Here is a 21,069-nt window from a genome sequence, read left to right as displayed (position 1 = left end):
GGGAGGCTTTTGGAGATGGAAGAACCGCAAGAGAGGCCCTGGCTTCGCTGCTATCCCGGTGAAATTGCGCCTGATGTGGAAATTCCGAATATAAGCATAAGCGATATGCTGCTTCAAACAACCGCCAAATACCCCACCCATGAAGCGCTGCATTTCTACGGCAAGAAAACAACCTACCGCGAGCTGCTGTCCGCTTCCCAGCGGATGGCTGCAGGGCTGCAGGCTGCCGGCATCGTCAGAGGCGACCGTGTCGCCATTATGCTGCCGAACTGCCCGCAGACGATCATTGCATACTTCGGCGTGATGCTTGCCGGTGCTGTTGTCGTCATGACGAACCCGCTCTATGTAGAGCGGGAGCTTGAGCACCAACTCAAGGATAGCGGCGCGGTAGCGATTGTGACCTTGGATTTGTTGTATCCCCGTCTGGAGCGGGTGCGGGGCAAGACGCCTGAGGATGGCCCCGTACCTCAGCTGCACACTGTAATTGTCACCTCCATCCAAGACGCGCTCCCTTTTCCGAAGAACCTGCTCTTCCCCATCAAACAAAGACGCTCCGGAAATAATCCACAAGTCACGTATGGGAAGCACGGCGTCAAACGATATACCTCCTTTATGTCAAAGGCACCTAAATTGCCGTCTGAGGTAGCCGTTGATCCCGCCAACGATGTTGCGCTGATTCAATACACCGGCGGTACAACGGGAATTGCGAAAGGCGTCATGCTCACAAACCGAAACTTAATCGCGAATGCCAAGCAGTCCGTGGCGTGGTTTTACCGGATGGAGGAGGGCAAGGAACGTTTACTTGCAGCGCTGCCGCTCTTTCATGTTTTTGGATTGACGGTCATTATGAATTTGTCCGTGATGATCGGCGGCACTATTATATTGCTTCCCCGCTTCGAGGTTGGTGTGGTACTGGAGACGATTAAGAAGCTGAAACCAACGCTTTTTCCGGGTGCCCCTACGATGTACATCGCCCTCTTAAACCATCCCGATGTGAAGAAGTATGATTTATCCTCTATTCGAGTATGTGTCAGCGGGTCGTCGCCGTTGCCGCTGGAGGTACAGACGCAGTTCGAAGCGCTGACCGGCGGCAAAATTATCGAAGGTTACGGACTCACGGAAGCGTCGCCGGTGACGCATGTCAATCCAATCTGGACGAAGCGCAAAATCGGTACTGTCGGCCTGCCCTTCCCCAATACAGATGCCAAAATCGTCGATATGACGACAGGCGAAGATCTCCCGCAAGGTGAAGTAGGCGAGCTGCTCGTACGTGGACCCCAGGTTATGCTCGGTTATTGGGGGAGGCCGGAGGCTACCGCTGCGACATTCAAGGACGGCTGGCTGCGTACCGGAGACTTGGCCCAAATGGACAGTGACGGTTTCTTTGCTATCGTGGACCGGATCAAAGATATCATTATCGCAGGCGGTTTTAATATCTACCCGCGCGAGGTGGAAGAAGTGCTCTACGAGCATCCGGGCGTTCGTGATGCTGCCGTTATTGGTGTAAAGGACCCTTATCGGGGGGAGACGGTGAAGGCGTTTATCGTACTGCGCAAAGATGTGAACATCTCATCGATGCAGCTTGATCGGTGGTGCCGAGACCGGTTGGCTGTGTTTAAGGTGCCGCATCTGTATGAATTTCGAACCGAGCTTCCCATGACGATGATTGGGAAGGTGCTGCGGCGCAAGCTGCAGGAGGAGGAAGCGAATGAGCGAGAAGGAAAAGGGATCGGAGCAGATACGCCCCCATGATGCAAGAGCTTCGCTTGATGCGTTGGCAGAGGCGGCCAAACCGACTTTCTGGGGACACCTTGGCTGTGAGCTGGATCATGCAGAACCAGGGAAGGCGGTCGTGTCGCTGAATGTGCGCCCGGAGCATCTCAATCTCGCCCGCATCGTGCATGGCGGCGTGCTGGCTTCCTTGCTGGATAACGCAATGGGGCTTGTCGTGATCTTGGAGTGTCCGGGCGAGAAGACGGTGACGACGCAGCTGAATGTCCATTATTTGCAGAGCGCAGGCATTGGGATTATCCGTTGTGAGGCTTTGCTTATTCATAAATCACGACGAACACTCACAATGCAAGGGCGTATTGTCGATAATAATGAAGAGCTGCTTGCATGGGGGAGCGGAACGTTTCGCAGAGTAACTTAATTGTAACATGTTACATTTTCGCAGAGGGTTGTTCGTGACATTGAAAGCGTTATCCCTTTCCCCTATAATTAGCATATCTGGAAAACAAACTGGGGAGAGGGGAGAATGATCGTGGTTAGTCCATGGATGACGAACGTAGTTATCTTGTTTGGCATCATTGTCGCAATCGTAGGTGTAGTGGCCTATTTGCGGGTCTATAAGAATAGTGCCTGGTCAGCCGCATCATCGTCAAACTCTCGCCGAACCGATCAACCAAGCGACAATCTCATTCCGTCCGCGGAAGAGTCAGCTGCGACCAGAGATGAACCCATAGAAGACGACAAAATCTGAAGGAATTGTAAAATTAATTCTGTTCGCTTTTATATCTAAGTTTAAAATGTTATAATTGATTGATAAATGAAACAATTTCCCTAAACTCCTAACCCACCTTCATTTAAGCCGATCGTTCGACACCTATGAGGAGTACCAGCCGCGGTTCAAGTTCCGCCGTGTGCGTTCTCGTGCAGTTATTGTTAGGACCACTAAGCCGATGCTAGGAGGGGATTTCATGGCGAAACGCAGCCATAATGAAGTCAAAGAAAGCCTCAAGGAACTAACAAGGATTTTTCAGCCGAAGGATTCACGGAAGTTTGTCCGAGATTATATCCGCAAATATCGGATTATGGGCGGGTATGAGGAAGAATTGACGATGCTCGTTGAACATGAGATGGGACGACTTCGGTCATCAGTAAGCTAAATACGTTGAACCATTAACCTTGCCCGGCACGATAGGGACAAGGTTTTTTTGTTATACGTCGTGTTCTGCTTCCTGCACCTCAGCTAATGCTTCTGGAGGGATGCCGTATGATTCATTACAAGACTGATGAACAGCTGCTCCTGATTCGCAAAGCAGGCCGAATTGTTTCGGGCTGTCACGCCGAAATTGCCAAGCGGCTTCGGCCCGGTGTCACCACGCTTGAAATCGACCGGTTCGTCGATGCCTATATGCGCCAAAATGGTGCACGTCCTGCTCAGAAGGGCTACAAAGGTTATCCGTACGCGACATGTGCTTCTGTCGGTGAGGTCGTTTGCCATGGTTTTCCGAAGGATGTGCCGCTTCGCGAAGGGGAGATCGTGACCATCGATATGGTCGCGGAGCTTGATGGCTGGATGGCGGATTCGGCATGGACGTATGCGGTTGGCCAAGTAAGTCCGGATCTGCAGCGACTGATGAATGTGACGAAACATGCGCTCTATCAAGGGATTGCTCAGGCGATTGTGGGCAAACGTTTGGGTGATATCGGGCATGCGGTGCAGCGTGTGGCAGAATCGGAGGGGTATTCCATCGTCGATGCGTTCATTGGACACGGCATCGGGCGCAGCATCCATGAGGAGCCGCAGGTCCATCACAAGGGGAAAGCGGGGACAGGCAAAAAACTCGCCAAAGGTATGGTCATCACCATCGAGCCGATCTTTGTTACGGGGAAGCCGTACATTTCTATTGATCAGGACGGCTGGACAGCTCGGACCTTCGATGGGTCAATTGGCGCGCAATATGAGCATACGGTGGCGATTACGGACGGAGAAGCTTTTATATTGACGAGCTAGTAGAGGAAGAGGGAGTTCGCCCGGTCGGCGGACTCCCAGGTTTAGTTTGAAACTGCTACCCGCAGTTACTTGGGAGCGAGTCGGTATTGGCGCGGCGTTACGCCTGTTTTCTTCTTAAACAGCTCGTTAAAAAACTTCATGTCCTGGTAGCCGGCTTGGGCGGCAATTTCGCTGATCCTGGCATCTGTTCGCAGCAGCAGCTTGCAGCTGAGATCAATTCGCGCACTCTGTACATAGTCCAGAAACGTCATGCCTGTCGCTTTCTTAAAGCCGCGCTGAAAATGCCGCTCGCTGATTCCAAGCTGCGCCGCCATATCGGCGACATGCAGCTCTGAGGTGCAGTTAGCGTCAATCTGCTCCACGATCTGCTGCATGGAAGCGGAGGTTGTGGTCTTGGGCTGCTGTTGCTGCGTGGTATGTGGCTGCGACTGCTCGAGCCATCTGCGATAGACCATGATGAGCAGCTCGATGGTTGCGGCGCATAGATTGGCGGTGAACCCTGGTTTGCGAGACGTAAACTCGTCATGCAGCTTATGAAAGAGCTGCTGACCTTCTTCGTTGCGATCTCGGACATGTAGCCATTGCCCGGCATGATTCAGCTCGCTCAGCGATTTCGTTATTTGGGGTTCTGCGTAGACGGCTTGCAATAGCTTGTCCAGCTGCTCCGTGGTGAAGATGCAGTTGTACATAATGAGCGAGCGGCCTTTGGCCGTGGAGCTGGGACGGAATACATGCGAGATGCCGACCGGAATGAAGAACAGATCGCCGCGAGAAACAGGCATTTGGTCTTCACCGATATAGTGGAAGCCGGCGCCTTCGGTCACCATGCAGATTTCGATAAAATCATGCGCATGCATGACGAGGTCGAAAGACTCCTGGACGCGGTTGACGAAAATAGGCAGCTGCTGCGATTCGTGATCCGTCTCGAATAGGGAGGCGTACGGCAGCAACCGTTCTCCTTTGGAGAAATGTGGAATGGAGTTATCGGTCATTAGCCGCGTATACCCTCCTCTCGTTGAGTGTGATGAGTAATATTATAGCGGAACTGTCCATGGGCGCACATGATTTTGGCTAAACCGGAAATAATAGCCGAAATAGATGGAGGTGTTTACCATGTGTCAGTCAATATCGATAACGGCTCAAGCTTCTGAGCTGACGGAGCGGTTCGAGCTCGACAATGTACTGTTCTATATTTCTAACCGGTATGAAGTGAATCCAACGGATTCGGTTTCGGCGATTATTGAGACGAAGAACGGAAGGATATTGGATGAGTTCAGGTGGGGAATGGTGCCTTACTGGGCACGCGATTCGGTGCGGATGGACAGCTCGGAATTGTTTGATAAACCCATTTATGAGCGTATCGCGAATAAGCAGCGCTGCATCATTCCGTGCACGGGGTTCTATGTGACGCGCACGATTGGCAAGGAAGTGCATCGGATGAAGCTTACGATGCGAAGCGGGACATTTGCTATTGCTGGGCTGTATGATGTGTTTCGTCCGGCTTCCGGGGAAGAGATGCGCACTTGCACAATGTTGATGACACCGGCTAACTCGCATGTGTCTCCGTATCAGCCGCTGATGCCGGCGATCCTAGAGCAAGAGGACATCAGCGATTGGCTGATACGCGGGCAGCGGACGCCGTACGAATTGCGTTCGATGCTTCGCCCGATGGATGCGCTGCGTATGGTTGCCATTCCGCTGTCTCCGAGCATCGACGATATGGTTGATTTCGAGTCACCGCGCACGGAGTGGGGTAGAGGAATGGGTTGACGTTTTGCAAGGCCGCCAAGGTTATGTTGGCGGCTTTTTTTGTTGGTTTGTGGGGGAGAAGAGTATGTTTTCGCAACGCGCGAGGCTCCTAGCGCGCGTTGTATGACGCTTGCATGATGCGATCCGGTCAAGACTGGTGGATTTGTGCTGTAATTCGGTGCTGTGACCTCATTATTAGTTGGATGAATATCCATTACGTTTACTTTTTTATTGGCATATTTACCAAAACATCTAGTAAATTGAGGTGGTTGGTGGTTCTGGCGACCTATGGAGACTAGTGATTGGAGTGAATTTTAAATCTAACAGATCGTAGAAGCGTTTTTGGAGCGATTTTCTGCGGTTTGAAAATCTAACGGATCGTAGAGGCCTTATTGGTGCGATTTCCCACGGTTTGAACTTCTAACGGATCGTAGAGGCGCTATTATGGTGTTAATCGCCCCCAAATGCCCATCCACCGCCAAATAAGACCTCCACGGTTCGTTAGATTTTTTTCGGAGCCAATCCCGCGCCGAACTGCCACATTTGCATGCTATAAGAGGCATATCCGCTCTCATCGAACAAGAACGATACGACCCAAAAAAGGGAGCAATATCTCCCGCGCCATTTCCGCGCCTGCCGCGCCATTCCTGCGCCATCCCCCGCAATCCTGCGCCATCCCCCGCAATCCTGCACCATCCCGCACCGCGTCACCGATTACTCTCTCTCGCCTGAGCCGACCTCACTCCCGCGCCGTGCGCTCTGCGATCAAATCCGAGGGCAGCTTGCCGATGATGCGTTTGAAGATACGATTGAAATACGAGGGATCGCTATAACCGAGATGCTCGGAGATATCCTGCGCAGTTAGTTGGGAGTGGCGCAGCATATAGTGGGCCGTCTTCATCCGTCTGCGGTGCACGTATTCACTGATGGTGAGGCCGGTTACTTTGCGAAAAAGCGATGCCGCGTAGTTCGGACTGACGTTGATGCAGGTGCCGAGCTCGAGCTTCGTGATTTTGCTGCGGTAATTGTCTTCGACGTAGCGCTTCATCCGCTCAATGTGCTGGATGGAGGACGGGGCCTTCTCGCCTTCGTCGTACTCCCGGCTGATCGTCACGATCAGCTCGGTCAGCAGTGCCGAACACATGACGGAGAAGTAACGGTCGCGGGCGCTCCATTGCTCCACGATATAGAGCAGCTTCTCTAGCAGCAGCTCAGGCATATGAGTAACCCAGCGCAGCGGTGTTCTTCTCGCCAGAATAGGCAGCAGCTGCATCGCCGAAATATCGGCCGGGCTGAAGCGTACCGTGACGCTCTCGCGGATGCTCCCGGCGCCATGCAGCTCCGCAGCGGGAACGCCGGCGGGGATAAGCAGCAGCTCGTTTTTGCGACAGCTGATGGTTTGCCCGGAGTAGGTGTAGCTCGTTTGGCCGAAACGGACCCAGACCAGCGTATAGCTGTCCATACCGAGGGCGCGCCGCTCCCCTTGCAGAATGCCGCACTCTTGCCGGATATCGAAGATATGAAACATGGGGCAACGCTCACTTTCAGACAATGATCGTACTATTTTACAACCACTGTACTATAGTCCTATCTACTCGTGCAATTGTTCTTTTACAATAAAGGCAACAGAACGAAATTAGACTTGGGAGTGATCGACATGAAGAAGACGGCGATTGTATGTACTATGGGACCTGCTTGTATGTCGGCTGACATGTTGGAAGAAATGCTGAAAGCAGGCATGAATATAGCAAGACTGAATTTGGCACATGGCGAGCTGGATGACCACCGCGGACGGATTCTATCGGTTCGGGCAGCAGCAAGCAAATTGAACGTACCTGTTTCCATTATGCTTGATATTAAAGGACCGGAAATTCGGACGGGGGTCCTTCAAGAATCTTCTTATATGCTTAGAAGCGGAGAGTTCCTAACGCTGACAACCGAGCAGATCGCTGGTACGGCTACGCGCATTTCGGTCTCCTATGACTTGGCCAAAGATGTTACGGTCGGCTCGCGCATTATGATCGATGACGGTTTGATCGAACTGCAAGTTGTGCGCATTGAAGGCAGCGATGTCGTTTGCGTGATTCTAAACGGCGGCATCATTAAATCTCGCAAAGGCGTTAACTTGCCGGGTATTCAAACAAGCCTTCCGGGCGTAACGGAAAAAGACAAGCTGCATATCGCCTTCGGTATCGAAACAGGCGTGGATATGATCGCAATGTCGTTCGTCCGCCGCGCAGAGGATGTCCTTGAAGTGAAGCGTCTGCTGGCAGAGAAGGGCGCAAGCCATATCCAAATTATTTCGAAAATCGAAAACCAAGAAGGTCTGGATGAGCTTGCTGCAATCGTGGAAGCGTCTGAAGGCATCATGGTTGCTCGCGGCGATCTTGGTGTGGAAATTCCGATTGAAGACGTGCCAATGGCACAGAAGCGCATGATTGCAGCATGCAACCGCGCAGGCAAATTCGTTATTACCGCTACGCAAATGCTGGATTCGATGCAAAGCAATCCGCGTCCGACGCGCGCAGAAGCATGCGATGTTGCCAATGCGGTATGGGATGGCACAGATGCAGTTATGCTCTCCGGCGAGACAGCTTCGGGTAACTATCCGGTTGAAGCGGTTCGTACGATGGTAGCTATTGCGATCAAGGCGGAGCAAGCGGCAGGCGATTTTGCGAAGAAAGATTTGATTGAAGCTTAGTAGATCGTTTAAAGTGAGTAGATACGGATTAACGGCTGTCGCTATGTTCGAACCATTCACGCGTAGCGCAGTGCGTTTGGCGATTTACTAACGTTGGGCGGGAATAATAAGATGCACGTATTAACGGTTGATCATATTTCAAAGACCTACGGTGAAAAAATATTGTTTCAAGACGTGTCGTTCGGCGTGGAAACGGGCGACAAAATCGGAATTATCGGCGTCAACGGCACCGGTAAATCGACGTTTCTTCAAGTTGTTGCAGGAATAGAGCCCCCTGATTCGGGCTCTATTCTTATTGCCGGGGGCGTAACGGTGCGGATGCTCTCGCAGGATCCGCAGTTCGATCCCGAGCAGACTGTGCTCGAGCATGTGCTTGGCGGCGATTCGCCGCAGATGGTTGCCGTGCGCGCCTATGAAGAGGCGCTGCAAGCACTGGAGCTGCTGCCCGGCGACGCTGCGCTGCAGGAGCGGCTGGTTCGCGCCAATCAGCGGATGGCGGAGCTGGATGCTTGGGGCATCGAGAGCGAAGCGAAGATCGCGCTCTCGAAGCTCGGCATCGCAAGCTATGGCGCCAAGCTGGGCACGCTCTCGGGCGGTCAGCGCAAGCGTGTCGCGATGGCTGCGGCGCTGATTCAGCCGGCCGACGTGCTGCTGCTCGATGAGCCTACCAACCACATCGACAACGAGTCTGTCGCGTGGTTGGAAGGCATGCTGCAGAAGCGCAAAGGCGCGCTGCTTATGATTACGCATGATCGGTATTTCCTGGACCGTGTCAGCAACCGGACGCTGGAGCTGGACAAAGGGAAAGCCTATTTCTATACGGCGAACTACAGTGCATTTATTGAATTGAAGCTGGATCGCGAGGAGCGCGAGGCATCGTCGGAAGCGAAGCGCAAGAACTTGCTTCGCAATGAGCTCGCATGGATGCGTAAAGGCGCAAAGGCGCGGACGACCAAGCAGCAGGCGCGTATTCAGCGGTTTGAAGCACTGAATGCCGCAGCTCCGGAGAAAGCGAACGGGAAGCTTGAGGTTTCCGTAGCTTCTACGCGGCTCGGCAAGAAAATTATCGAGCTGGAAGGGTTGACCAAAGCCTTCGAAGGGCGGACGGTCATCCGTGATTTCAGCTATATTGCGGTACCGGAGGATCGGGTAGGCATCGTCGGTCGTAACGGGCTCGGCAAGTCGACGCTGCTGAAGCTGATCGCCGGCAAGCTTACGCCGGATGCAGGCGAGGTTCGACTTGGACCGACGGTGAAGCTTGGAGTCTTCTCGCAAGAGCGGGAAGAAATGGACGAGACGCTGCGCGTCATTGATTACATCCGCGAGAGTGCGGAGCGTATCACGACCGGCGACGGAACGAACATAACCGCTGGGCAAATGCTGGAGCGGTTTCTGTTTCCGCCGGCGCAGCAGTGGACGCCAATTGCGAAGCTCTCCGGCGGAGAGAAGCGCAGATTGCAGCTGCTGCGTGTGCTGATGGAAGCGCCAAACGTGCTGCTGCTCGATGAGCCGACGAATGATTTGGACATTACAACACTAACGGTGCTGGAGGATTACTTGGACGACTTCCCGGGTGTCGTGTTCACCGTATCCCATGACCGTTATTTCCTAGATCGTACATCCGAGCGTATCTTCGCTTTCGAGGGCGATGGCGTCATCGAGCAGCATGTGGGCAACTTCTCGGATTATCAGCAGTATGCGGCGCAGTACGGCAGTCGTTCCGGAACGAACGCCGGCTCAGGCGGCGCGACAGCAGTGGAGCGCAAGGCGGAAACGGCTCCGACTCCGGACGCGTCCAGCAATGAACCTGTTCTTCCGACCAAAATGACCTACAAAGAACAGAAGGAATTTGAATCCATCGACACGGATATCGAGAAAGCCGAAGCTGCGCTTACGGCCGTTCAAACGAAGATGGAAGTATCCAGCAGCGATTCGGCTACGCTGCAAGACCTGCTGAAGGAACAGCAGGAGCTCGAAACAAAGCTCGAGCAGCTGATGGACCGATGGGCGTACTTGAACGAGCTTGCCGAGCAAATTGCGGCGAATAAGAAGAAATAAATGATATACGCAAAAGACACCTATTACAGCGGGAAGCTCCCGACTGCAATAGGTGTCTTTTGTATAAGTAAACCTCACGCATAATAGTTGATAGCCTGCTGCTGCAAGTGCATTGGCGAGACAGTATGCGAGAGTGAATTGTTGCATAGCATGCAACATTTTGGTGTGATTTTCCCGGAATATATGGAAATGCTGCATTGCATGCAACATTTTTATTGAAAATTGCCCTCGGTGCCTCATAGTAGACTCAAAAGTTGCATTCCATGCAACATTCAGATCGTAGAGAGTGTTTGTTATGGTCAAATGTTGCTATTTATGCAACATTCGGAGGCCGGCCGGCGAATGGCAGTCGGATATAGTGGCTATCGTCGATATGGACAATATCGCGGTTATCGCCATATCGTCTTATCGCCCTATCGCTGACTTAAACTTGTTTCCCGTTAAACGCTTTGAGCATCCAAATGTGTTTCTCAAGTCCGCTGTGGATCGCAAGCAGCATGTCTCCGGTTGTCTCGTCGCCGGCGGACTGCGCTTCTTCCATACCTTCCTTGAGCTCGGAAGCTATCAAGGTGAAATCGGCTACGACGGAGTCGACCATTTGCACGGCGGACTCGCTGCCTGTCGCTTCTTTCACGCTGGATTGCTTGAGATACTCTGCCATAGTCGCAATCGGTTCGCCGCCAATCGCGAGCAAGCGTTCCGCGATTTCATCCACATGCAGCGTGGCTTCTTCGTACAGCTCCTGGAACTTCACGTGCAGGGTGAAGAACTGGTTGCCCTTCACGTACCAATGGTAATTATGAAGCTTGATATACATTACGCTCCACGTTGCGATTTGTTTGTTTAGAATGCTTTGTAGTTTAGTCGTCTGTTTAGTCGTCATCTTGAACAACTCCTTCATAATAGGATATAGGTATTACACTTCTACTGCCATGTCAGTCACAAACCCTGCTGCCCTGTTCCATGCTTCCAGATCATGTTCGCAATCCAGTGCAGCCATGCAGCCGCTTCCTGCCGCCGTGATCGCTTGACGGTAACGGTGATCTTGTACGTCGCCGCAGGCATAGACGCCTTCAATGTTCGTCTTCGAGGTGCCCGGTGTTACTGCGACGTAACCGAGCTCATCGGTCGTCACTAGACCGCCGAGGAAAGCGGTATTCGGCGTATGGCCGATGGCTACGAATACACCATCTGCTTCAAGGAGCGTTTCTTCGCCAGTGGCGTTATCGCGGACACGAAGACCCTTCACACGGTGCTCGTCTGCTTCGACTGCGATAGGAGTGACGCCGAGGCTCCATTTGATTTTGTCATTGGCACGTGCCCGGTCCTGCATAATCTTGGATGCGCGAAGCTCCTCCCGGCGGTGCACGAGGCGAACCTCAGTCGCGAACCTGGTCAGGAAGCCTGCTTCCTCCATTGCGGAATCGCCGCCGCCAACAACAATGATCTTCTTGCCTCGGAAGAAGAAACCGTCACAAGTTGCACAGGTGCTCACACCTCGCCCAATATTGTCACGTTCACCAGGGATACCCATATATTTTGCCGAAGCACCTGTCGAAATAATCATGGCATCTGCAATCCATTCACGTCCGCCATCCAAGGACAGCTTGAAAGGACGCTCAGATAAGTCAGCATGCTGCACCCAGCCTGTCTCAAAACGTGCGCCGAAGCGCTCAGCTTGAGTGCGCATGTTCGCCATGAGTTCGGAGCCAAGTATGCCTTCGGGGAATCCCGGGAAGTTCTCCACCTCTGTTGTGGTGGTCAATTGGCCGCCCGGCTGCGGTCCCTCAAGTACGAGCGGACTGTAACCGGCACGCGCGAGATAGATGGCTGCCGTTAAGCCGGCTGGCCCTGTGCCTACGATAACGATGTTTTCCATGAATGAGTGCTCCTTTCCCATCTATACACCAAAGCGATTGCAATTGAATCTAGATAATAATTATTACTAAATTAAAATTATTATAAATAAGGTCGAAAGTCAATAGTAAAATGCAGCAGGCGGGAGGTCGAAGCGCGATGAGGATCATCGTCTTTGGTGCAAGCGGAAGGACGGGGCAAGAGGTAGTCAGGCAAGCATTGGAGCAGGGGCAAGCCGTAACCGCATTCGTTCGTTCGCCGCAGAAGCTGAATATAGACCTGCCGAGCAGAGGCGATACGAAGTTACGGTATGTGCAGGGCAACGCACTGGATCGTGAAGCTGTAAGCAGAGCCATTGAAGGTCATGATAGTGTCGTTTCTTGTCTCGGTACAAAGGGGTTCGGCCGGGGAGAGAGCCTTTCAGAAATGACGGCTAATCTTATCGCCGGCATGCAGAAGCATGATGTGGGGCGGATCAGTTTCGTTGCATCAGCGGGGATCTATAACGAGATTCCGGGAATGACCGGATTTCTGGTGCAGCTGCTGCTGCGACAGGTGCTTGCCAATCATAGGAAGGCGGCAGATGCGCTTCAATCAAGCGGACTACAATGGACAATTGTTCGTCCGCTGCAGCTCGTGAATGGAAGGCCTAGAGGAGAATACCTTGAAGCCAGACATGGTGTGCCAAGCGGGAAAGGGCGTATTTCCCGTGCCGACGTGGCTCATTTTCTACTCAGGACGCTCAAGGATATGACTTATGTGAACCAATCTGTAGCATTGTCCTATTGAGCTTACTGCTGCCGAGGGTATGGATAATGCCAATTTGTGGAATATAGAGGGGGATAGGATGATTTATTGAAGAGGTGGAAAGCTTGAATAGAAACGCGTCAATAGTTGGCTTGGCATTACTCGTGCTTAGTATAAGTGCTTGCTCCAGAGCGGCAAGCATGAAGGGAGACTCCGCGCCTGTCAGTGGGCATCATGAGCACCATGAGAGGGGGAGCTCCTCGATTCAAGGCATGTGGCGATTAAATCCGGAGATACCGACACCGAAGTCGAACACGCGGATTCAATTTATGGCTCATGGCCCGGATGGGAAGCTCGTTACGCAGTTCTCGGTGATGCATGAAAAGCTGCTTCACCTGATTGTTGTGAGTAAGGATTTGTCGTATTTCAACCATATCCATCCGGAATATGACGGAGAAGGTATGTTTACGATCGATACGACGTTTCCTTTCGGGGGCGAGTACCGTTTATTCGCGGAATTTCAGCCGGAGGGCGGCGACTCAGTCGTATCGAGACAAGCCATTATGCTAAGCGGTAGAGCAGAGGCCAAGCCACTCTTGCCGGACACGACGCTCACGAAGTCTACCGAGCACGAGCTGATTACTTTAACTTATGACCGATTGGCGGCAGGAAAGGAGACGAACCTAACCTTCCATATTGCGGATGCCAAGACGAAGAAGCCGGCAAACAACCTTGAACCTTATCTGGGAGCTGCCGGGCATGTCGTCATTATTAGCGGCGATTCGGAGCAGTACATTCATGTGCATCCTGATGATGCGAAATCCCAAGAGGCGGCACCTGTTTTTCATACGATCTTCCCTGCTCCGGGTATTTATAAAGTTTGGGGTCAATTCGCAAGAGAAGGCAGGCTCATTACGGTAAACTACACGCTGCAGGTTCGTACGTGAGAATATCGTCGTTCGGCATGCGGAATAGATCCATTACTGTTTAATATTACCATTCAATTTAGGGTTAAACTTTCCATTTCATGTCAGATTTAGAGTCAGTAAATAAAGGAGAAATGGCCAGCTCCAATTAACGAATTTATTTATGTCCAAGGGCTATTGCATTGTCGATTTATGTTGTAAATTAGTATAAAAAGCCCCTTGGACGGTGACGGTGTGCCTAAAGATTTAATCCTGAATTTTGCAATACTCAGCGTGTTTCTTTTCTTTGTCTCCCCGTTCTTCATCCGAGAGGAGAATCAGGATAAGCCGACGTTAGTTAAACGTTTGTACATAGGCGGCGTATTCGGATTATTAGGTGTCATTCTGATGTTCTTCGGCGTACTGATTCAAGGTACGGAAGTGCCTTTGAACTTGCGGGGAATCGCGCTCATGATGGCTGCCTTCTTCGGGGGTCCGGCGGGGGCGTTTGCAGAGCTGCTCGTCGTGTACATCGGAAGATTTATTAAAGAAGGCTCTATTAATTGGGTACAAATGGCTATTGGCATAACGGCTGCATACGGGACGGGTTATCTGTTCTTCCGAATCCGCTCGTATTGGGTCAGGTGGCCTATCGGCGCTCTGTTTCTATTAATCTATTACTATGGCGCCTTATGTTTGGCCGGCCAGTTGACATTCAAAACCATCCTGCTGTACATCCTCATTCAAATGATTTACTCCCAATTAATCGCCTGCTTCCTGTACTATCTGATCCGCAATCATCGCTATAAGACCAAAATGCTCCAGGCCGAACGTGACATGAGCTATTTGCTTCGCATGCAGCCTGGCTTTACGTTTCGCTTCCAGAAGAAGAACGGTCAATTTATATACAGCTTGATCGAAGGGCAGCTCTTGAAGCAAGTGGGGGCGAAACCGATTGATTTTATTGGGAAAAAGATAGAGGATGTCCGCATATTCTCGGAAGACTTTGCAGCATTTCTTCAAGTCCAGTATGAGAAGGCCTGGCAAGGGGAGAAGGTATCCTACGAAACGACAATAAATGGTATCGGCATTCTCGTTACGCTGCATCCCATCAAGAATCACGGTGCGGTCGTTGATGTCATCGGAAGCGCCGTAGACATTAGCGATATCATGAAGCGCAAGGCAGCGGATGAATCGAACAAAGCGAAGAGTCAATTTCTGGCTCATATGAGTCACGAAATCCGCACGCCGATTAATGCGATTATCGGACTCAATTATATTCTGCAGCAATCCAATTTGAATCCGAAACAGCTGGAATACGTGGATAAGTCCATTACAGCTGCCAAGAGCCTGCTGAATTTGGTCAACGATGTGCTTGATCTGTCCAAAATCGAGGCCAATAAGATCATCTTGGAATCGACGCGGTTTGACCTGTACGAGGTGCTCCGCAATATTTCGAATCTCATCAGCTACAAGGCGAATGAGTCCGGCTTGAGGTTCCATTTTGACATCCGTCATGATGTTCCTCAGATGCTGATAGGCGACCCGTTCCGCTTGCAGCAGGTGCTGCTGAACATTACGAATAATGCGGTCAAATTCACGCCTAAAGGCGAGCTTTCCATCGCCGTAAATCTGGTTTCGCAGGAGGAGCAGACGACTACGCTGTCCTTTGGAATCCGCGATACCGGAATTGGCATGAGCGAGGAGCAGCTTAGCAAGCTGTTCTTCGAGTTTACACAGGCTGATATGACAACTACGCGCAAATTCGGCGGTACAGGCCTTGGTTTAGTCATTAGCAAGAAGCTTACCGAAACGATGGGCGGAAGTATCGCGGTTGAAAGCAAGCTCGGTGCAGGCAGCCTGTTCACTGTCACGCTGCCATTCCAATCGGCGTTAACTTCAGATAAACAAAGCCATGAGAGACAAGTTTACGGCAAGAAGATTCCTCGCCTGTTACTCGTTTGTGAGAATAACGAAATGCGTTCTGTGCTTGAGCAGCAGTTGGGGCAGCTGGAATTCAAAGTCCAAACAAGCTCGGATGCCGATGAGACAAGGACGCTGCTGCTGGCAGGCCATGCCTATGATCTTATTCTCATAGATTGGGAGCTGAGAGGGTTACCCGCGACTAAGCTTGCTGAAGAGATTATCCGGGATTTCGATGGCAAAAGCCCGTCTGTCCTGTTCATTAACGCTTATCATGAAGCGGAGTATGAAGAAGCGGGGCAATTACCGTTCATCTCGAAGGCGCTGCTGTATCCGATCAGCCAGTCTCAATTGTATAACGAACTGGGTGAGCTGCTTCACCGAGATGGTGTCTACAACCTGCCGGATGGCGGGATGAAGCCGATTCAGCCTACAGATCTGAAGGATGCTGTAATCTTGCTGGTAGAGGATAATGAAATTAATCAGTTGGTCGCCAAAGAGCTGCTTCGTGAGGTGGTCCGCCATGTTGATGTTGCTCACAATGGGGAAGAAGCTGTTAAACTCGCGGGGATTAAGGCCTATGACGCCATTCTGATGGATCTGCAAATGCCGATAATGGACGGTTATGAGGCGGCCAAAGCAATCCGAGCACAGGAAAGAGCGCAGGATGCGGGACAAGCGGTTCCGATCATTGCCATGACCGCCGATGTAATGAAGGGCGTAGAGGATCAGGTGCTGTCGATTGGCATGAACGGATATCTCACGAAGCCGTTTGACCCCGTAGATCTCTATAATGTACTGCTGCGGTTCTGTCAGAACAAGGAGCAAGCATCGATTGAAAAGCTGGATTCCGAAGGTGTTATCACGAGGCTTGGAGGAAATGCGACACTTTATAATCGGATACTCGCACTATTCATAAGCAATCACTCGGATGCGATTGAGCAGATTGTTCAAGCCGTTCACGATGGGGACCTGAGCTCAGCGAAGCGGCTTGTCCATACGCTCAAAGGGGTGGCCTTAGATATTGGCGCCAACTCGTTAGCGGCCATTATGGAGAAGGGCCAAATGGCGCTGCTGCGAGGAGACCGGGAGGCATTCAGTCTCCTCATGCAGCAGGCTGATGAGAAACATCAAGCGATTATTAGCGCCTATGGCCATAGAGCAGTAAGCGGGTAAGCGTTACGAGACGAATGATCCAAACGTAAGGGTCTTGAACTGATCTTTCCACGGGGAGCTGAGCGGCAGACGGTCGAACAGCTCCTCTGCTTGTTGCAGGCAAATGTACTGAATGACGCGGGCATATTCCAAGCATCCCGAATCTTGAATGAGCTGCATGATTTCATTCTTATTGCTCAGGATGAAGTCGGTAGATACATTGCCCTTGTAATAATCCTGGATAGGAGCGAAGTCGTGATCCTCGATGGTCAACAAATAGAGCAAGGGAAGCGTGCGTTTCTTGCCGAGCAAATCGTTCTTCACATCGAGGCGCAGCACATCTCTACAATCATTCTGAATTTGATGAATGAGGCCGATGCAGTCAGCGAGATCCATAAGCTGCGATGTTGTTTCCTCATCGACGGCAAGAGGAGCATAGCCGATGCAGCAGGCCAGACGGAAGATCGAGCCGGACTTCTCCTGCACCATCGTTAAGTACGCTTCCGCACTTTCTGCGGAGTGGTTTAAATCCTTCTGCTGTCCGTTCACTGCTCTTGCGACGGTTCGACTTGCTTCAGTGAAGGCTTGCGGTGCTAGCTGCTGCTTGCCCAGCTCTCCGATGAATCCCATCTGCATAGCCAGAATGGCATTCAAGACATACCCTTGCGGACATTGCATCCAGGGCTTGCCGGGTTGGTCTTGATCCTGCAGATCATCCATCATATCCAGACTGAGAATCATCAGCTCCCCTGCTGCTGCGAGCCGGTCTATTCCTGCATCATCGCCGCCTAGCATCCGGTGCGTCAGAATGGTAATCTGCGACCAAACACTCGTTTCTTCTGCTTTGTCGTCAATAAACGATTTCAGCAGACCGTTCAAATCCTCCGAATCTATATAGTCATCCACGATACGGTACATATGCTCTTTGATTGTCGACTCCATAGCTGCACGCTCCGTTGTTTAGGAATAATAGCTGCTTTTAATAAAAGACTCAATCGCTTCCGTTCTCGTCCGCACGCCTAATTTATCGTAGATTTTGCGCAAATAATTATCGACGGTACGTTTGCTCATATGGATGCGGGCTGCGATCTGATCCAAGGTGGAGCCTTTGACAAGCAAATTCATCATGAGTATTTCTTCTTCTTCCAAGAGTGCTGCTTTGCTTGCAAGCGTTCCGTTCAGCTGACATTGTTGATAGAGGGCAAGCGGCATCATCGTATGGTTGTCCAAAATGCAATTCACCATATTCTTAATCGTGCGTTCGCTGGATTCCTTCGAGAGCACTCCGCTAACTTTGATATCGATGAGCTTGTTGTAGATGTCAGTAAGCTCAATACCGGAGAAAATAACGATATGCGTATCCGGAAACTGGCTTTTAATTTGCGCGGCTACCTCAGTGCCGTGCTGATCGGGCAGATGATAATCCAAGAATACGAGTCCGGGCTTCAGCAAGGATACTTGCTGAAGGCATTGCGCGGCACTGCTGACAATACCGATGACTTCAATGCCCTCGATTTGCTCGAGCAATGCTTTGGTGGCGCTGGCGAAGAGTGGGTGATCGTCTACTATGAGTGTTTTGACCCTTTCGTTCATGCCGAAATCTCCTTTTCATTCTGTAAGGTAATCTTGATGTTCACGCCGTTGCCTTTCATCGAAACAATCTGCAGTTTACCGCCCAGATGCTGTACTCTGCTTCTAATCTGTTCCATGCCAATGCCGGATGATTGCCCGATGTGCCTTTGAGCAAGTTCCTCATGCAGGAAACCTACCCCGTCATCTTGATAACTCAAATGAAACTGTGAATCGGACTCGGTGAAACGGAACCTGACTTTAGAAGCTTCAGAATGTTTCTTCGCATTGTTGAGCAGCTCTTGAACGATTCGAAAGATATGACGCTGCACCTGCAAATCCTTCGTTTCAATAAATTGGACCTGCTCTGCGTTGAAGGTAAGCGCGAAAGGCACGGTGTACGCTTCCTTATCGAGATACGTTCTTACCGTCTGCACAAGTCCGATTTCGCTCAGCAAATACGGATTCAAATCAAAGCAGCTTTGACGCAGGCTGGCATTAATCATGTCTACGAAATTAACCGTATTATTTAACTGCTCCTGGTTCTCTGGGCTTCGTTCGAGCTTCTCGCCAAGCTGGAGCAGCCTTCGTTTCAGGAAGAAGAGGTCCTGCATCGTTGTATCGTGAAGATCAGCGGATATGCGGTTGCGTTCTTCTTCTTGAAGATCGAACATGATTTTGCGAAACCATTGAATGTCTTTGGCGGAGCTCTCATCGGGAAGCCTTGCGGCCAGCTCCTGCAGCCTGCCCTTCAGCTTATTGATCAGATGAAGATTCTCCAAGCTGATTTCCAGATAGTTCGCAATTAATCCAAGCCAGTGCAGCTCTTCTTTGCCAAGGCGCATATTCGTTTTCTTCCGAGACATGATCAAATAGCTGGTATAATCCTCGTGATTGTTCATCTTCAAACACGTGTAGTCCGGATTGCCGGTAAGGGATTGCGATACCAGCAGCCGTTTGATATCCTCCGCATCCAAATCCCCTTCATGAATAATCTCCGTTTCGCCATTATATTGGAACACGATCGCCCCTCCCGTCACCTGAAGCGTCTTGACGATATCGACGAGGAACAATTCCTTCAATTCGCGGAAGCTGGAGATGCTGCCGAGTTGACGTGAGATATTCATAAGTGCGGACTGCAGGATGAATTTCCTAGGAAATAGAAACGGTTCGAACCGCGTCATTAAATATTCTGCAGCATACAGCATCGCGGCTACAAGTGAAAGTGTTCCGAAGAGAATGAATAATAGTTGCTTCATATCCACCGAATTGTGGAAGAACAGCATATAGATTCCCGTAAACATGGTGACCGGTAGAGCGGCAATGAGCCCGGTAAATAGAAATCGGCGCAGTACCAGCGCGATATCATGAACCTGATCGGACATGAGGAGGTACGCCAATGTAATGGGGAACAATAAAATAGCCCAGCTGGTATAGATACCATCTAATAACCGCGAACCGGTCAATAGTTGAGGAAGAAAAGTTAAACCAATAACAGGAGAGAACGAGACAAGCATTGACCACCATGCGGTCTTCACGACGGTGGAGGTAGGTGATTGCTGCTTGCGAAACTTAAAGTAAAGTGCCGTTAAGATGTACATGTTGAATAGAAATCCGGCGATAAATAGCAACAAGGTGACCGGATTCTCAAAGTGAATCAACGTGTAAGCGAACCGCGTGTTAATGAAGTAAACATATAGACGAACAACGGCGGCTAATGCTGTTATCGCATAGAGTGCCTTTAAGAACCCTGTCCGTAATCGGATCTCTCCCTTTTCTCTGAAAAAGTCACCTAAAAAGTGATAGAAAACGAGAGGCAGAATTACTATAAAACTGGCTATCAGCAGTTTGCCGACGGCATCGCCTCTAATGGATGCGCCTAAACTCATATAGATAATCGCTGTAGTTAAGAAGAACAACAGCAGGAGTCTTGCCGATAACGAATGTCTCATTCTAACAAGGAGAAAAAGTGCCATAAATTGACAAAAAATTCCCTCGAGGAATGGAATTATCGTGAAAGCGGAGAGTCTGGTCATCTCTATTTGGACTATATGCTCATGTCCTGCTCTTGAGAGTAAGATCTGATGCGCCTGTTCGATGACATGCCAGGTCTTGACGGTATGAAAATCATTGGGATTCATCCCATCTACCTCTATAATAATATCCCCAACGCTTACATCCAGCTGACTGCTTGCCCCTTCAAGATCCAATTTCGAGATTACCCATTGCTGGTCGGGTGTATAGGCAAGATTAATGCCTGTATAAGGGTTCGTAAACGTAATAAATGAACACCACAACTGCAGCAAGACGAATGTGAAAACACAAAGCTTGATCATGAAGTTATTTCGCACGCAAATTCTCCCATATGATAGTAAAGTTTGCTATAATAGGTTTGTAAGACAAAATTCGACATAAGGAGTTGTTCACCATGCTAGCGATTCAGTTAAGCTCCCAGCTTCACAACACGGTTTACAAGATGAAAAAGGTTGATTTGCGCGAGACGGTCAGCACGTTTCTTAGCAAGCAGGGACTTACGATGCAAGAAACAGCTGCAGTAAACGGAGCCTTCAGCGGTACGATGAGATCTGAAGTTGTTAAGCCGGCAGATTACTGGTTATAAGTCTCTCATTCTATACTTAACCATTATTTTACCAAACTAACTAAGG

General features: G+C 50.7%; 18 protein-coding genes and 1 pseudogene. 12 read left to right on the top strand and 7 right to left on the bottom strand.

The window, feature by feature from the left end:
- Nucleotides 1–15: 15 nt before the first annotated feature.
- The 5 genes from AC0YN4_RS22045 (at nt 16) to map (ending at nt 3,739) form a co-directional block, all read left to right on the top strand.
- The gene (locus AC0YN4_RS22045; RefSeq protein ID WP_475782629.1) at nt 16–1,752 is read left to right on the top strand and encodes a long-chain-fatty-acid--CoA ligase; all 1,737 of its coding nucleotides are present in this window, start codon (nt 16–18) and stop codon (nt 1,750–1,752) included.
- Nucleotides 1,709–2,152, top strand: coding sequence for a PaaI family thioesterase (locus tag AC0YN4_RS22040; RefSeq protein WP_475782628.1), 444 nt, complete (start codon nt 1,709–1,711; stop codon nt 2,150–2,152). Before AC0YN4_RS22045 ends, AC0YN4_RS22040 begins: the two co-directional genes overlap by 44 nt.
- A gap of 105 nt (nt 2,153–2,257) precedes the next feature.
- The gene (locus AC0YN4_RS22035; RefSeq protein WP_475782627.1) at nt 2,258–2,482 is read left to right on the top strand and encodes a hypothetical protein; all 225 of its coding nucleotides are present in this window, start codon (nt 2,258–2,260) and stop codon (nt 2,480–2,482) included.
- 217 nt (nt 2,483–2,699) lie between these two features.
- Nucleotides 2,700–2,888 carry a hypothetical protein gene (locus AC0YN4_RS22030; protein WP_090978737.1) on the top strand — a complete coding sequence of 63 codons (189 nt, stop codon included), beginning with the start codon at nt 2,700–2,702 and terminating at the stop codon, nt 2,886–2,888.
- Nucleotides 2,889–2,995: 107 nt separating this feature from the next.
- Nucleotides 2,996–3,739, top strand: coding sequence for a type I methionyl aminopeptidase (gene map / locus AC0YN4_RS22025; RefSeq protein ID WP_475836797.1), 744 nt, complete (start codon nt 2,996–2,998; stop codon nt 3,737–3,739).
- 65 nt (nt 3,740–3,804) lie between these two features.
- Here map and AC0YN4_RS22020 read toward each other — a convergent pair whose 3' ends face one another.
- The gene (locus tag AC0YN4_RS22020; RefSeq protein ID WP_475836796.1) at nt 3,805–4,731 is read right to left on the bottom strand and encodes a helix-turn-helix domain-containing protein; all 927 of its coding nucleotides are present in this window, start codon (nt 4,729–4,731) and stop codon (nt 3,805–3,807) included.
- A gap of 121 nt (nt 4,732–4,852) precedes the next feature.
- Between AC0YN4_RS22020 and AC0YN4_RS22015 the strand changes: the two genes are divergently transcribed.
- Complete coding sequence (locus AC0YN4_RS22015) at nt 4,853–5,509, top strand: SOS response-associated peptidase (RefSeq protein ID WP_475782624.1); 657 nt, start codon at nt 4,853–4,855, stop codon at nt 5,507–5,509.
- A gap of 718 nt (nt 5,510–6,227) precedes the next feature.
- Here the strand turns inward: AC0YN4_RS22015 and AC0YN4_RS22010 are convergent.
- Entirely contained in the window at nt 6,228–7,016 is a 789-nt protein-coding gene (locus AC0YN4_RS22010; protein ID WP_475836795.1) for an AraC family transcriptional regulator, read from the bottom strand.
- A gap of 129 nt (nt 7,017–7,145) precedes the next feature.
- Between AC0YN4_RS22010 and pyk the strand changes: the two are divergent.
- Both pyk and AC0YN4_RS22000 read left to right on the top strand, forming a co-directional pair.
- Nucleotides 7,146–8,144 (top strand): annotated as a pseudogene (gene pyk, locus AC0YN4_RS22005) (pyruvate kinase); the annotation flags it as partial.
- 156 nt (nt 8,145–8,300) lie between these two features.
- On the top strand, nt 8,301–10,247 hold the full coding sequence (locus tag AC0YN4_RS22000; protein WP_475836794.1) for an ABC-F family ATP-binding cassette domain-containing protein: 1,947 nt from the start codon (nt 8,301–8,303) through the stop codon (nt 10,245–10,247).
- Between the two features lie 424 nt (nt 10,248–10,671).
- Here the strand turns inward: AC0YN4_RS22000 and AC0YN4_RS21995 are convergent, their stop codons facing one another.
- Nucleotides 10,672–11,130: a Dps family protein gene (locus AC0YN4_RS21995; protein ID WP_475782621.1), complete on the bottom strand. Its 459-nt coding sequence runs from the start codon at nt 11,128–11,130 to the stop codon at nt 10,672–10,674.
- A 33-nt stretch (nt 11,131–11,163) separates the two neighbouring features.
- A complete protein-coding gene (trxB, locus tag AC0YN4_RS21990) occupies nt 11,164–12,126 on the bottom strand; it encodes a thioredoxin-disulfide reductase (RefSeq protein WP_475836793.1) in 963 nt (320 codons plus the stop codon).
- Nucleotides 12,127–12,263: 137 nt separating this feature from the next.
- Between trxB and AC0YN4_RS21985 the strand changes: the two genes are divergently transcribed.
- The 3 genes from AC0YN4_RS21985 to AC0YN4_RS21975 all read left to right on the top strand — a co-directional run bounded on the left by AC0YN4_RS21985 (nt 12,264) and on the right by AC0YN4_RS21975 (nt 16,855).
- Nucleotides 12,264–12,893: an NAD(P)-dependent oxidoreductase gene (locus tag AC0YN4_RS21985; RefSeq protein ID WP_475782619.1), complete on the top strand. Its 630-nt coding sequence runs from the start codon at nt 12,264–12,266 to the stop codon at nt 12,891–12,893.
- 83 nt (nt 12,894–12,976) lie between these two features.
- Entirely contained in the window at nt 12,977–13,798 is an 822-nt protein-coding gene (locus tag AC0YN4_RS21980) for a hypothetical protein (protein ID WP_475836792.1), read from the top strand.
- 213 nt (nt 13,799–14,011) lie between these two features.
- Complete coding sequence (locus tag AC0YN4_RS21975; RefSeq protein WP_475836791.1) at nt 14,012–16,855, top strand: response regulator; 2,844 nt, start codon at nt 14,012–14,014, stop codon at nt 16,853–16,855.
- A 3-nt stretch (nt 16,856–16,858) separates the two neighbouring features.
- Here the strand turns inward: AC0YN4_RS21975 and AC0YN4_RS21970 are convergent, their stop codons facing one another.
- Genes AC0YN4_RS21970 through AC0YN4_RS21960 form a run of 3 tightly spaced genes read right to left on the bottom strand, consistent with a single transcriptional unit; the run spans nt 16,859 to nt 20,739 of the window.
- Nucleotides 16,859–17,776, bottom strand: coding sequence for a polyprenyl synthetase family protein (locus AC0YN4_RS21970; protein WP_475782616.1), 918 nt, complete (start codon nt 17,774–17,776; stop codon nt 16,859–16,861).
- Between the two features lie 18 nt (nt 17,777–17,794).
- Nucleotides 17,795–18,427 (bottom strand): response regulator transcription factor, encoded by a 633-nt coding sequence (locus AC0YN4_RS21965; protein WP_475782615.1) that lies wholly within the window; start codon nt 18,425–18,427, stop codon nt 17,795–17,797.
- The gene (locus AC0YN4_RS21960) at nt 18,424–20,739 is read right to left on the bottom strand and encodes a sensor histidine kinase (protein ID WP_475836790.1); all 2,316 of its coding nucleotides are present in this window, start codon (nt 20,737–20,739) and stop codon (nt 18,424–18,426) included. The genes AC0YN4_RS21965 and AC0YN4_RS21960 overlap by 4 nt, the downstream gene beginning before the upstream one ends.
- A gap of 92 nt (nt 20,740–20,831) precedes the next feature.
- Between AC0YN4_RS21960 and AC0YN4_RS21955 the strand changes: the two genes are divergently transcribed.
- Nucleotides 20,832–21,023: a hypothetical protein gene (locus AC0YN4_RS21955; RefSeq protein ID WP_475782613.1), complete on the top strand. Its 192-nt coding sequence runs from the start codon at nt 20,832–20,834 to the stop codon at nt 21,021–21,023.
- The last annotated feature ends 46 nt before the right edge of the window (nt 21,024–21,069 follow it).

The sequence above is a fragment of the Paenibacillus sp. J22R3 genome, assembly GCF_056269305.1.
This window is presented reverse-complemented; position numbering and strand designations above follow the sequence as displayed.

Bases quoted from the DNA above. Each gene is read 5' to 3' on its own strand.
- AC0YN4_RS22045 (WP_475782629.1), top strand. From the start codon at position 16: ATGGAAGAACCGCAAGAGAGGCCCTGGCTTCGCTGCTATCCCGGTGAA.
- AC0YN4_RS22040 (WP_475782628.1), top strand. From the start codon at position 1,709: ATGAGCGAGAAGGAAAAGGGATCGGAGCAGATACGCCCCCATGATGCA.
- AC0YN4_RS22035 (WP_475782627.1), top strand. From the start codon at position 2,258: ATGATCGTGGTTAGTCCATGGATGACGAACGTAGTTATCTTGTTTGGC.
- AC0YN4_RS22030 (WP_090978737.1), top strand. From the start codon at position 2,700: ATGGCGAAACGCAGCCATAATGAAGTCAAAGAAAGCCTCAAGGAACTA.
- map (WP_475836797.1), top strand. From the start codon at position 2,996: ATGATTCATTACAAGACTGATGAACAGCTGCTCCTGATTCGCAAAGCA.
- AC0YN4_RS22020 (WP_475836796.1), bottom strand. From the start codon at position 4,731: ATGACCGATAACTCCATTCCACATTTCTCCAAAGGAGAACGGTTGCTG.
- AC0YN4_RS22015 (WP_475782624.1), top strand. From the start codon at position 4,853: ATGTGTCAGTCAATATCGATAACGGCTCAAGCTTCTGAGCTGACGGAG.
- AC0YN4_RS22010 (WP_475836795.1), bottom strand. From the start codon at position 7,016: ATGTTTCATATCTTCGATATCCGGCAAGAGTGCGGCATTCTGCAAGGG.
- AC0YN4_RS22000 (WP_475836794.1), top strand. From the start codon at position 8,301: ATGCACGTATTAACGGTTGATCATATTTCAAAGACCTACGGTGAAAAA.
- AC0YN4_RS21995 (WP_475782621.1), bottom strand. From the start codon at position 11,130: ATGACGACTAAACAGACGACTAAACTACAAAGCATTCTAAACAAACAA.
- trxB (WP_475836793.1), bottom strand. From the start codon at position 12,126: ATGGAAAACATCGTTATCGTAGGCACAGGGCCAGCCGGCTTAACGGCA.
- AC0YN4_RS21985 (WP_475782619.1), top strand. From the start codon at position 12,264: ATGAGGATCATCGTCTTTGGTGCAAGCGGAAGGACGGGGCAAGAGGTA.
- AC0YN4_RS21970 (WP_475782616.1), bottom strand. From the start codon at position 17,776: ATGGAGTCGACAATCAAAGAGCATATGTACCGTATCGTGGATGACTAT.
- AC0YN4_RS21965 (WP_475782615.1), bottom strand. From the start codon at position 18,427: ATGAACGAAAGGGTCAAAACACTCATAGTAGACGATCACCCACTCTTC.
- AC0YN4_RS21960 (WP_475836790.1), bottom strand. From the start codon at position 20,739: ATGATCAAGCTTTGTGTTTTCACATTCGTCTTGCTGCAGTTGTGGTGT.
- AC0YN4_RS21955 (WP_475782613.1), top strand. From the start codon at position 20,832: ATGCTAGCGATTCAGTTAAGCTCCCAGCTTCACAACACGGTTTACAAG.